General features: G+C 60.6%; 12 protein-coding genes. 3 read left to right on the top strand and 9 right to left on the bottom strand.

Translation table 11 applies throughout. The features are described 5' to 3' along the window. Positions 1-13: 13 nt before the first annotated feature. The 9 genes from L861_RS08645 to L861_RS08605 form a co-directional block, all read right to left on the bottom strand. Positions 14-772 (bottom strand): FadR/GntR family transcriptional regulator, encoded by a 759-nt coding sequence (locus tag L861_RS08645; protein ID WP_016416680.1) that lies wholly within the window; start codon positions 770-772, stop codon positions 14-16. 116 nt (positions 773-888) lie between these two features. Further along, positions 889-2,046, bottom strand: coding sequence for an acetylornithine deacetylase (gene argE / locus L861_RS08640; RefSeq protein ID WP_016416679.1), 1,158 nt, complete (start codon positions 2,044-2,046; stop codon positions 889-891). Between the two features lie 71 nt (positions 2,047-2,117). Continuing rightward, positions 2,118-3,122, bottom strand: a complete 1,005-nt coding sequence (locus tag L861_RS08635; protein WP_035568233.1) for an aldo/keto reductase — start codon at positions 3,120-3,122, stop codon at positions 2,118-2,120. A 46-nt stretch (positions 3,123-3,168) separates the two neighbouring features. After that, a complete protein-coding gene (locus tag L861_RS08630) occupies positions 3,169-4,023 on the bottom strand; it encodes a fumarylacetoacetate hydrolase family protein (protein ID WP_016416677.1) in 855 nt (284 codons plus the stop codon). 193 nt (positions 4,024-4,216) lie between these two features. Beyond that, positions 4,217-5,167 (bottom strand): ABC transporter substrate-binding protein, encoded by a 951-nt coding sequence (locus tag L861_RS08625; RefSeq protein ID WP_016416676.1) that lies wholly within the window; start codon positions 5,165-5,167, stop codon positions 4,217-4,219. A gap of 97 nt (positions 5,168-5,264) precedes the next feature. Continuing rightward, entirely contained in the window at positions 5,265-6,284 is a 1,020-nt protein-coding gene (locus L861_RS08620) for an ABC transporter permease (RefSeq protein ID WP_016416675.1), read from the bottom strand. Next, a complete protein-coding gene (locus L861_RS08615) occupies positions 6,281-7,807 on the bottom strand; it encodes a sugar ABC transporter ATP-binding protein (RefSeq protein WP_021029146.1) in 1,527 nt (508 codons plus the stop codon). The genes L861_RS08620 and L861_RS08615 overlap by 4 nt, the downstream gene beginning before the upstream one ends. 56 nt (positions 7,808-7,863) lie before the next feature. Beyond that, positions 7,864-8,613, bottom strand: a complete 750-nt coding sequence (locus tag L861_RS08610) for an SDR family oxidoreductase (RefSeq protein ID WP_016416673.1) — start codon at positions 8,611-8,613, stop codon at positions 7,864-7,866. A gap of 93 nt (positions 8,614-8,706) precedes the next feature. Then, on the bottom strand, positions 8,707-10,230 hold the full coding sequence (locus L861_RS08605) for a UxaA family hydrolase (RefSeq protein ID WP_016416672.1): 1,524 nt from the start codon (positions 10,228-10,230) through the stop codon (positions 8,707-8,709). Between the two features lie 116 nt (positions 10,231-10,346). On the opposite strand from L861_RS08605, the gene L861_RS08600 reads away from it, so the two are divergent. The 3 genes from L861_RS08600 to L861_RS08590 are packed head-to-tail and all read left to right on the top strand — an operon-like array spanning position 10,347 to position 12,378. After that, positions 10,347-11,060, top strand: coding sequence for a GntR family transcriptional regulator (locus tag L861_RS08600; RefSeq protein ID WP_236617117.1), 714 nt, complete (start codon positions 10,347-10,349; stop codon positions 11,058-11,060). 59 nt (positions 11,061-11,119) lie between these two features. Beyond that, complete coding sequence (locus L861_RS08595) at positions 11,120-11,551, top strand: RbsD/FucU family protein (protein ID WP_016416670.1); 432 nt, start codon at positions 11,120-11,122, stop codon at positions 11,549-11,551. After that, positions 11,548-12,378, top strand: a complete 831-nt coding sequence (locus tag L861_RS08590; protein ID WP_016416669.1) for an amidohydrolase family protein — start codon at positions 11,548-11,550, stop codon at positions 12,376-12,378. The genes L861_RS08595 and L861_RS08590 overlap by 4 nt, the downstream gene beginning before the upstream one ends. The last annotated feature ends 54 nt before the right edge of the window (positions 12,379-12,432 follow it).

The raw sequence follows: 12,432 nt of genomic DNA, 5'->3' as shown, positions 1-12,432 counted from the left end.
CCTGAATGGGCAGTCAAACCAGGCCCAGATCCCGCCCCAGCGTGCTTTCTCCGGGTTCGATGCCTAGCGCCTGTGCCGTTCCCTCGAGTACTGCCTGTGCCGCGAGGAACGCTTCACGGGGACGGCGGGCGCGAATGTTTTCCATCACTAGGCGGTGACGCTCGAGGCTTTCCTCGGGGTCAGTAGCACTGATATTGGACTCCGATACCAGCAGATAGATGGAGGGGCGCAGGATGTGCGAGAGCTGGGACCAGACGATATTGTGAGTGGCCTTGAAAATGGCGACGTGAAAGGCGACATCATAGTCGCTGTGCAGGCGGCGTTCTTCCGGGTTGCGCGCATTGTGCAGATTCTGCCCCATGCCTTCGAAGGCTTCCTCGATGGCCACCAGGTCGCGTGCTTTGGCACGCCTGGCAGCGGTCATGGCGACATAGGGTTCGACATCCAGACGAAAGGCCAGGATCTCGCGCTGGATCTTGGGGTTGGGGGAGGCGTAGCGCGTCATCCATTCGGTTACCGACGCATCGAGGATGTTCCATTCCTCGTACTCCCGAACCTTGGAGCCATGGCCCGAGATACGTTCGATGATACCCACATCCACCAGTTGCCGCAGATCGCTACGTACCGCGGAGCGGTTGATGGCGAACTGTTCGCAGAGATCGATTTCCTTGGGCACGAAATCGCCGGGTTGATAGCGGCCGGAGAAGATGGCTTCGGCCAGGAATTCGGCGACACTGGGACGATGTAAAGACTTAGGCGGCTTGTCCTTCACGATTGCGCTATGTCCATAAGAATTTGTACATAAGCTGCCATATGTTGAACATTTGGGCAATGCGACGATCGTCCCTTTCGCGTTTCACTCTTGAGCTTGGCAACTCACGACTACGTTCAGCCATGGCGCTGCCGTTCCCCCAACTGCTCCATGAATCTGGCACTGGCTTCGAGCTGTTCGATCTCGATGTATTCGTCCGGCTGATGGGCTTGGGCAATACTGCCAGGGCCGCAGATTACCGTGGATAGCCCGGCACTCTGGAACTGGCCGGCCTCGGTGGCGTAGGCCACGGCTTCGCTGCGATGCTGACCCATCAGTTCATGACATAGTGTCAAGGCAGTCGCGTTGTCGCGATCAGCCAGCGCCGGCACCGTGACGGTCAGGTGTTCGGTGTGAATGCCGGCCTCCGGGGCACGAGTCTTGAACTCGGCTTCCAGCGTTTCCGCATAAGCGCTGAAACGTGCGAAGAGCTCGTCGAAACTGTCCTGCGGAAGGTGGCGGACTTCCCAATCGAAGTAGCACTCCCGGGCCATGATGTTGATCGCTGTGCCGCCCTGGATCTTGCCTACGTGCAGGCTGGAATGGGCAACGTTGAAGGCCTCGTCGACACGGCCTTCCTCGCGCAGTTCGGCCATGATGTCCTCGATCCTGGTCACCAGCCTGGCCGCCACGTGAATGGCCGAGACACCTTGATTGATCTGACTGGAATGGGCGGCGCGGCCGGTGACGGTGGTACGCAGGTTGGTGACGCCTTTCTGTGCCACTACCGGTGCCATCAGGGTCGGCTCGCCGACGATCACCGCGGCGGGGCGGGGCTGGTCGGCCATCAGGCGTTCGATCAGACGCGGCGCGCCAAGGCAGCCAACTTCTTCGTCGTAGGAGAAGGCCAGATAGATAGGGCGCTTCAGATCCTGCTGTACCCAGTGCGGAACCTGGGTCAGGGCACAGGCGATGAAGCCTTTCATATCGCAAGTGCCGCGACCATAGAGCCGGCCGTCGCCCTTGTCGACCAGCGTGAACGGATCCGTCGACCAAGGCTGACCGTCCACCGGCACCACGTCGGTATGTCCCGACAGCACCACGCCACCTTCGACCTTGGGACCGATGCGCGCCAACAGGTTGGCCTTGGTGCCGTCGTCGTTCTCGATGCGCTGGTGGGGCACGCCATATTCGTCGAGATACCCCTCTATGAACCGAATCAGTTCCAGGTTGGAATCCCGGGAGACGGTGGCGAAGCCCACCAGAGTTTCGAGCAGTTGGGCAGGTGTCTTCATCCTGGCGTCTCCTTGACGTAGTGGCTATGTTGATCAGCCTAACATGGCTTGGCAGGTAAGCACCCTCTCCACTAGGCTTCGCGTCCCGGCCGGATGAACCCCTTATCCGTCAGTGTGTGCCAAAACTCCGTCGGGATGGGGTGAGCATACCAATCGATATTCTGGCGAATGCGGGCATCGTCGGTCATACCGATCACCACCGATTTGACGCAGTCATGCCGCAGGGGAAACTGCACGGCGGCGGCCGGCAGCGGTACGGCATACTCCCGGCACACCGCCTCCAGTCCCTTCACCCGCTCGATGACGTCGGCCGGTGTATCACCGTAGAAATAGTGTCCGGAACCGCTCGAGCCCTTCGCCAGCACCCCGGAGTTGAACGGCGCGGCGACGATCAGTGACACCCGTTCCCGGCGGCAACGATCGGTAAAGCGTTCGGTAATGCCGTTTTCCAGCAGCGTGAAGCAGTTGGCGACCATGAAGCAGTCGAAGTCGGTATGGTTCATCGCTTCGTCACACACCTGCCACTCGTTTACGCCCAGCCCGATCGCCTTGACCAGGCCCTGATCACGCAACTCGGTCATTGCCTTGAAGCCGCTTTCCATCGCCGTGCGGAAGATCTCGTCGTGCGCATCGCCGTGGGTCAGGCGGCCGATATCGTGCATCAGCAGGATGTCGATCCTACCCACGCCCAGGCGCTGCAGCGAGTCTTCGAACGAGCGCATCACGCCGTCGTAACTGTAGTCGTAGCGCCGGATGAACGGCGCGGCCTGTGCGAACCCCTCTCCATCCACGGGCGCGTTGGACGCCAGGGGCTCCAGCATACGCCCCACCTTGGTGGAGAGCAGTTGCTCCTCCCTGGGCAGTTCCTGCAGCGCCAGCCCCAGACGCCGCTCGGACAGACCAGCGCCATAATGTGGTGCGGTATCGAAATACCTGACCCCCTGGCGCCAGGCTTCATGGACTGCTTCCAGCGCGTGGGCGTTGTCGATCGGGCGATAGAGGTTGCCGATGCCGGCAGCCCCGAATCCCAGTTCGCTTATCTGTATACCGCTGCTATCAATTGTTCTGGTCTTCATGATGGCTCTCTGGACTCCACTCAACTCAGTCGGCGCCATACGTTCGTCAGAGCCTACGTACCTTCTGCTCCTGCACACCCAGCCCGTCGATACCTAGGCGCATCACCTCGCCGCCCTTCAGATACTTGGGCGGATTCAGGCCCAGCCCCACGCCTGGCGGCGTGCCGGTGGAGATGATATCGCCCGGTTGCAGGCTCATGAACCGGCTACAGTAGGCGATCAGGTGGGGCACCTTGTACACCATGGTCGCGGTGGAACCGTTTTGGTAGCGATGACCGTCCACCTCCAGCCAGATACCCAGATCGTTGAAATCGCCGACTTCATCGGGCGTGACCAGCCAGGGGCCGGTGGGTCCGAAGGTGTCGCAACCCTTGCCCTTGTCCCAGGTACCGGAGCGCTCGAGCTGATATTCACGCTCGGACACGTCATTGATGATGCAGAAACCGGCCACATGATTCATGGCGTCGGCCTCATCGATATAGGCACCGCCGGTACCGATCACCACGCCTAGTTCCACCTCCCAGTCGGTTTTTTCGGACCCTTGCGGAATCACCACATCGTCGTTCGGGCCGACGATGGCGGAGGTCCATTTACCGAAGATCACTGGCTCCGGCGGTACCGGCATCCCCGACTCTTCGGCATGGTCGGCATAGTTGAGGCCGATGCAGATGAACTTTCCCACACCAACGACGCAGGGTCCGAGACGCAGATCCTGTTGCGGTGTCCCGGTGACGACAGGCAATTGTGCGATATCCAGCCCTTTCAACCTTTCGATACCCTCACGGGTCAGCACATCGCCGGCGATATCCGGCACGACACCGGAAAGATCCCTGACCTGTCCTCTGTCATCGAGCAGACCGGGTTTTTCCTGTCCGGGGGGGCCATGACGCAGAAGTTTCATCCTGGTTTCCTATCGAGATTGACCGCTGAATTAAAAAAGAGAGGGGCCGAAGCCCCTCTCAAGGGGGCACAACAAGGGGGTCGATCGTAAAGAACGGCGGCAATCTGTTTCATGCTGGTTCCCTATCGATCGATCGCTGAATTAAAAAAGAGAGGGGCCGAAGCCCCTCTCAAGGGGGCACAACAAGGGGGCTTCAATCGTAAAGAACGGCGGCGATCTCCGGATCGTCGATATTGGTCTTGTCGTAGTAATAGAAGCCGGTGTCGATCACCTCGGGCAGTGTCTCGCCATTGGCCGCCATCACCGCGGCTTTCACCGTCTCGTAACCGATACCCACCGGGTTCTGGGTGATCGCGCCGTCCATCAGTCCATTGCGGATGGCATCGGTCTGTATCTTGCCGGAGTCGTAGCCGATCACGACCAGATCGCCGGTATTCATCTCCTGCAGCGCGTTGACGATGCCGATGGCGGAGCCTTCATTGGTACCGAACATGCCATCCAGATCGGGATTGGCGGTCAGAATCGCCTTGGCGACTTCGGTGGATCTGAGCTGGTCACCCTGGCCATACTGCACCGTGACCACGTCGATATCGGGATAGGCCTCCTGCATGCGCTCGAGAAAACCGTCGCGACGATCGATACCGGTACGGCTGGTCTGGTCATGCGCCACCACGGCCACCTTGCCTTGACCGCCGATCTGTTCGGCCATCTTGTCAGCCGCCAGTGCCGCCGCGGCCAGGTTGTCGGTAGTTGCTGTGGTCACCGGAATATCGCTGTCCACGCCGCTGTCGAACGCAATGATCGGGATACCGGCTTCATCGGCTTCACGCAGCAGTGGGATCGCGGCCTGACTGTCCAGGGCGGCGAAGCCGATGGCAGCGGGTTTGTTTGCCAGTGCCGCCGCCAGCATGTCGATCTGGCGATCGACCATCGCTTCGCTATCCGGCCCTTCGAAGGTGATTCTGACGCCGAACTCGGTGGCTGCCTGATCCGCACCGGCTTTTACCGCCTGCCAGAACTGATGCTGGAAGCCTTTCGAGATCAGCGGGATATACATCTCGTCCTGTGCCATGGCGGCAACAGGGATGGTGGTGGCAAGGGTCAAGGCGCCGAGGGCGCTCAGGAAAGTGCGACGTGACAACATGGCGTTTTCCTCTATTGATGTTGTTGTTTTCGCGGTGGAACAGGGGGAGATAAGCTCCCCTTTTTCCTGGTCAAGCAACGGGTTGGGTGTTCAAGCCTCAGGCTCTCTTTTTGCGCACCATATCGGCATAGACCGCGAGGATGATGATTGCCCCGGTCACTACGGTCTGCCACTCCTGGGCCACCGAGAGCACGCGTAGGCCGTTGGTCAGCACCGCCATGATCAGCGCACCGATCAGGGTGCCGAGGATGGTGCCGCGGCCACCGGCCAGCGAGGTGCCGCCGATCACCACTGCCGCGATCGCCTCCAGTTCATAGCCAAGGCCCAGAGCCGGTTGCGCCGAGTTGAGGCGGGACGCGATCAACAGGCCGCCGATACCGCAGATGCCACCGGCAAGGGCGTAGACGGCGATCTTCCAGCGGTCGGTATTGACGCCTGACAGGCGCACGGCCTCTTCATTGGAGCCCAGCGCGAAGGTGTAGCGTCCCAGTACGGTGCGGCCGAGAATGTAGGCGGCAGCCCCGGCCACCAGGAACAGGATCAACACGCCGTTGGGGATCGGCAGCGCCGGGATCAGTTCCCCGATCAGCGAGCCACGGGAGATCTGATCGAACCCCGGCGTATCGTTGAAGTAGATCGGACGGGTGCCGGAGATCACCAGCGACAGCCCTTTCAGGATCAGCATCATGCCCAGGGTGGCGATGAAAGGGGGGATCTTCATCTTGGCGATGAAGGTGCCGGAGCAGAGGCCGCAGAAGGCACCCGCGCCGATGGCGGCCAGCACACCCAGCGGCAGCGGCAGTCCGGCATAGGTCAGGACCACACCGGCAATGACGGCAGTAAAGGTCATCAGGGTACCCACGGAGAGGTCGATACCACCGGTGATGATCACCAGGGTCGCGGCCACGGCCAGTACGCCGTTGACAGAAGTCGCTTGCAGGATGGCGATCATGTTCGAGGTCTGCATGAAGTTCGGCGAGGCCAGCGAAAAGGCGATCAGCAGTATCACTAGACTGGTAAAGGCCAGCAGACGCTGGTGTGCGACGGCTTTCATCAAGCGCTGGAGCGGGCTTTTGGATTGCAGGTTCGAGGGTTTGGTTTGCGCAGTCGTCGTCATTCTCGTTCTCCTGCCAGGCTCATGACAGCGTCTCGCTGCGTGGCCAGTGCCATGATCCGTTCTTGTGTAGTGTTCTCTCCGCCCGGCAGGATGCCGGTCAGACGCCCTTCGCACATGACGGCAATGCGGTGACTCAGCCTCATCACCTCGGGCAGTTCGGAGGAGATCACGATGATGGCGCACCCCTGTTCGGCCAGCGCCTCCAGCAGTTTGTAGATCTCCGACTTGGCCCCCACATCGATACCGCGTGTGGGCTCGTCGAAGATCAGGATGTCACAGTCGCGCAGCAGCCATTTGGCGATCACCACCTTTTGCTGATTGCCGCCCGACAACAACGTCACCTGCTGCTTGTCCGACGGCGTACGTATGCCGAGTTGCTGGATATAGCGTTGAGCGACAGCCTGCATTTCGGACTCATCCAGAACGCCGACGGCGTTGGAGAACTTGTCCAGGCAGGTCATCGCGACGTTGGCCCGCACATCCATGCCCGTCGCCAGACCGAAGTGCTTGCGATCCTCCGACAGATAGCCGATCCTCAGGCGTACCGCGTCATACGGTGAGCCGATCCTCGCGGGTTTGCCATGCACGTGGATCTCGCCGGCATCGATCGGGTCGGCACCGAAGATCGCGCGCGCCACCTCGGTTCTGCCGGAGCCCATCAGGCCGGCGAAGCCCAGGATCTCGCCTCTTCTCAGATCGAAACCGACATCGCGAATCTCCCTGCCGCGGTTGAGCCCCTTCACTTCGAGCACCACTTCGTTGGCGGAGGTATTGGGTACCTGGAGCGGCTGCTCGCTGACTTCACGGCCGACCATCATCGAGATGATCCGGCTCAGCGGCGTGTCGGCGGCCTGTACCGTGGCCACGTACTCGCCGTCGCGCATCACCGTGACGCGGTCCGCGATCTGCTTGATCTCGTCCATCTTGTGGCTGATATAGACGATGCCCACGCCTTCGGCCTTGAGCTGACGGATAATGGCGAACAGCTCAGCTACCTCTGTATCGTTAAGGGCTGCCGTGGGCTCATCCATGATCAGGATGCGGGAGCGGTAGGAGAGTGCCTTGGCGATCTCGATCATTTGTTGCTTGGCGATGGTCAGGTCGCCGACGACCGCCTTCGGATCCAGTTGCAGGTTCATCGCCTCGAATATCTTCGATGCCTGGCGATTCAGTTCGGCTTCGTCCAGTCGCCCAAAAGAGCGGCGTGGCTCGCGGCCGATAAACACGTTCTGGGCCACGGTGAGATCGTTCATCAGGCTCAGTTCCTGATGGATGATGCCGACCCCCAGCGTCTGCGCTTCGCGTGGTCCCTGCGGTTGCACTGGTTCGCCGTCGATGCGGAACTCGCCGCTATCGGGCTGATAGATACCGGAAAGCACCTTCATCAACGTGGATTTGCCGGCGCCGTTCTCCCCCATCAGGGCGTGCACCTCACCCGCGTGCAGGTCGAAGTGGATGTTTTTCAGGGCATGCACGCCGGGAAAGCGCTTTTCGATGCCCTTCATTTCAACGAGTCGTGTCACCTGGCGCCCTCTTTAATTCTTCTATCGGCAGTCAGTACCTGTTGTCTGGATTTGTCTCAGATGGTGACGCCGCCATCGACCAGCATCGCCTGGCCGGTGACGAACCTGCTCTCATCGCTCAGCAGATATACGACCAGAGGCGTGATATCGGACACCTCTGCCAGGCGCCCCATCGGCTGGCGGGCGATAAAGTCCTTTTCCGCCTGCACCGGATCGGCCGCCGCCGCGATGCGGCCGCGCAGGGAGGGTGTATCCACGGTACCGGGGCAGATCGCGTTGCAGCGTATCCCCTGTTTGACGAAATCCGCGGCGATTGCCTTGGTCAGGCCGATCACCGCCGCCTTGGTGGCGCCATAGGCCGTACGCATCGGAAAACCCTTGATCGACGAGGCCATGGATGCCATGTTCAGGATCGCCGCCGTACCGCCGTTCTCCGCCCGTTTCAACATACCGGGTAAAAATGCGCGGCTGAGACGAATCATGGAGGTCACGTTCAGGTTGACGCTGAACTCCCACTCCTCGACGGACAGATCGAGGATGGTGCCGTGATGGACATGACCGGCGCAGTTGAACAGCCCATCCAAATCCGGCAGCCGTGCCACCATTTCCCGTACCGCATGCGCATCCGTCACGTCCAGCCGGTACGTCTCGATGCTGGCGGAAGCCGAGCCCAGCCTCTCCAGCGTCTCTTCATTCACGTCGGTCGCGACCACCCTGGCCCCCTCGGCCGCGCAGGCCAGCGCACTGGCACGGCCCATCCCCTGACCCGCTGCCGTGATGAAAATGGTCTTGCCTTCAAGCCGCATGGATGTGTCTCCAACTGTTATCTTTTTTCCTGCCCGGCTTTCCGCGCCGCTCGGCGACCAGTTGCCATTGGATGGTCGATCATCGATACATGCCTACATCACCGCGCCGATCTGCCAGGGCACGAACTCCGCACCGCCGAATCCAAGCATTTCACTTTTGGTCTGCTCGCCGGAGGCCACCCGGATGATCAACTCGAACAGCTCGTGGCCCTTTTCCTCAATGGAAACCCCTTCGGTGACGATATCGCCGCAATTGAGGTCCATGTCCTCGCATAGGCGCCGGTACATCTCGGAGTTGGTCGCCAGCTTGATGCAGGGGCTGGGCTTGAAACCGGATACCGACCCCCGGCCGGTAGTGAAGACGATGAGATTGGCACCGGAGGCCACCTGACCGGTGACGGAGCAGGGATCGAATCCCGGACTGTCCATGAACACGAAGCCGTGCTTGTCGATCTTCTCGGCAAAACGATAAACATCGGTCAGCGGGGCCGCCCCACTCTTGGCGACCGCACCCAGGGACTTCTCGAGAATCGTGGTCAAGCCGCCACGCTTGTTGCCGGGGCTGGGATTGTTGTCCAACTCACCGCCGTTGCGCGCGCAGTAGTCCTCCCACCAGCGCACGCGGGCGATCAGTTTTTCCCCCACCGCCGCCGAGACGGCGCGACGGGTCAATAGATGCTCGGCGCCGTAGATCTCGGAGGTTTCCGACAGAATGGTGGTGCCTCCGTGGCGCACCAACAGGTCGGAGGCGAAACCCAGCGCCGGATTGGCGGTGATGCCGGAGTAGCCGTCGGAACCGCCGCACTGCATCCCCACCGTGATTTCGGACACCGGCACCGGCACACGCTGTGCTCTGTTGGCGATCTCGGCGATTCCCCTTAGCTCCTCCAGACCGCGCTCGATAGTCTTGCGGGTACCGCCCTCGGCCTGGATCGTCATATAACGCAAGGCGCCATCGGCACGGATCTCGCGGTCGCCGACCAGACCGTCAATCTGCATCACCTCGCAGCCCAGGCCTACCAGGAGTATGCCGCCGAAATTGGGGTTCTGAGCGTAACCGGCCAGGGTGCGAAACAGCGTCGCGTACCCCTCATCCTTGCCGGACATGCCGCAGCCGGTGCTGTGCACGATCGGCACTACGCCATCGATATTGGGAAACGCGTCCAGCAGATCGCTTTTTTCCGCCGCTTCGGCGATGAAGCGCGCCACGGAGCCGGCACAGTTCACCGAGGTCAGAATGCCGAGGTAGTTGCGCGTCCCGGCGCGCCCATCCGCCCGGCGATAACCCAAGAAGGTTCTGCTCTGCGCGGCAGGTGGCAGCGGTTCACTCTGACTGGCAAAGCCGTACTCCTGGGTGTGCTCCCCCATGCCGAGATTGTGCACATGGACATGCTCACCCGGCACGATGTCCTGTTTCGCTTGACCAATGATCTGGCCGTAACGAATGACATTTCGTCCAGCCTCGATGGGATGCGACGCAATCTTGTGACCTCGCGGAACCGGTTGCTGCAAGGCGTCGGCGATCCCGACCAGTTCATGTCCCGCCGGAATATCCGCGAGCGCAACGACCACGTTGTCGTTCGGGTGCAAGCGGAGAGTGGGTTGCGTCGCGCTCATCCAGCGTCTCCCAGAGGAAATTCATAGTTGTTGCTGTTTAGGTTATATTACAAGTAACATTGGGTGCTGCATGTGTCAACTAACATGTTAGTTGGTGCGCCTGTAAGGAGAATGTTGTGAACGAGACGGTAGCTATGGGTATGGCTGGATTGACGGATATAGAGAGCCTGAGCGGTTCATTGGCGCAGCGCGTCTACCAGTCGCTGCGCGAGGCGATTCTATCCCTGGCCTTGCCACCGGGAACGGTGCTGAAAAAAGGCGCCCTGTGCGAACAGCTGGGGGTGTCTCGATCACCGGTATCCGAAGCGATCGCACGCTTGTCCCAAGAGGGGTTGGTGGATGTCATCCCCCAGTCCGCCACCCGCGTGTCCTCCTTCTCGATGGAGGAGATTCGGGAGGCCTGCTTCCTGAGAGAGGCATTGGAGACCACCGCAGTCGAAAAAGTGGCGCGGCAACGTACCGAGGAGCAACTGACCCAACTGTCCCGCAATGTCAGGCTGCAGCGACTCTTGGTAGAGGACGGTGATTTTTCAGGCTTTTACACGGCGGATGAGGAGTTTCACGAACTGATCATGGAGTTCACCGGATTTCCCGGCGTCTCTCTGGTCGCCGGCAACGTTTCGTTGCAGCTCAAACGTGCGCGCATGTTGTTGCTACCAGAAGAAGGCCGCCCCGCGGGAGCCGTCAAGGAGCACCAGCGGGTGCTCGACGCCATCCGCGCCGGCGATCCGGCGGCCGCTCAAGCAGCGATGAAAGCGCATCTGAGACAACTGATCCCCCGTCTCGAACCGTTGGAACGGCTGCATCCCGAGTATTTTCGCTCGCGCTGACCGGCTCAGCCCCGGTAGCCGAAGGTCGAACGCGACACAGCTCAAAGAGGAGAGGGCGCATGCTACGCAACATCCCCGCGATTCTGTCACCGGATCTGCTCCATGCGCTGCGGGCAATGGGCCATGGTGATGAAATCGTCATTGCTGATGCCAATTTCCCGGCCGAGAGTTGCGCCCTTCGCGTGATCCGGCTGGATGGCGTATCGGCGACCGAGACACTGGGCGCCGTTCTGCAGTTGATGCCACTGGACACGTTCGACCCGAAACCGGCACTGACCATGCAGGTGGTAGACGACCCCGATGCGGAGCCCGACATCGTCGCCGCCTTTCAGGAGATCATCGACCGGACCGCCGATCATCCTGCCCAGCTTGCCGGTCTGGAGCGCTTCGCATTCTATGAACGCGCCCGCTCCGCCTACGCCATCGTCCAGACCGGCGAGCAGCGTCTGTACGGCAATATCATCGTCAAGAAGGGGATCGTCCAGCCATGAGAGTCGATGCTCACCAACATTTCTGGCAACTCGCACGTGGTGATTACGGCTGGCTGACACCGGAACTTACCGAGTTATATCGCGATTTCCTGCCCGAGAATCTTGTCCCTCTTCTGGTACAGAACGGCATCGACGGCACGGTACTGGTCCAGGCAGCCCCCACCAAGGCCGAAACGGCATACTTGCTCTCATTGGCCGAGAAGCACGATTTCATCAAAGGCGTGGTTGGCTGGGTGGATTTTGAAGGTCCGGACGTGGAGTCGGAGATCGCACAACTGGCGGAGCAGCCGAAAGTAGTGGGTCTGCGCCCCATGATTCAGGATATCCCCGATCCGGACTGGATGCTCAAGCCCGAGCTGGAACGGGCCTTCAAGGCTATGATCGCCACCGATCTGACCCTCGATGCCCTGACGCTTCCCCAACACCTGGCCAACCTGTTGCAACTCTTGCAGCGCCACCCCGAGATGCCTGTGGTGATCGATCACGCCTCGAAACCCCGGATTCGTAGCGAAGAGTTCGACCCGTGGGCCCGGCAGATGGCCGAGCTGGCGGCAAACACCAATGCCTACTGCAAGCTCTCCGGTCTGGTCACGGAAGCCAATGAAGGATGGTCCCTTGATGACCTGAAACCCTACGTCGATCACCTGCTGGATTGCTTCGGAGCGGAGCGGCTGATCTGGGGAAGCGACTGGCCGGTCTGCCTGCTGGCCGGCGACTACAGGCAATGGCTCATGGCAGCAGAGCAACTGCTCGAAAGCGTCTCCGACACCAGCGGAATCTTCGGCCGTAATGCACTGAGGGCCTACAATATTCCAATAAGCTTTTAACAATGCATCAGGTAACTTTCATGGGCTGATTGGGGAAAACATGGAACCTGTCAT

Source organism: Litchfieldella anticariensis FP35 = DSM 16096 (assembly GCF_000409775.1).
GTDB classification, from domain to species: domain Bacteria; phylum Pseudomonadota; class Gammaproteobacteria; order Pseudomonadales; family Halomonadaceae; genus Litchfieldella; species Litchfieldella anticariensis.
This window is presented reverse-complemented; position numbering and strand designations above follow the sequence as displayed.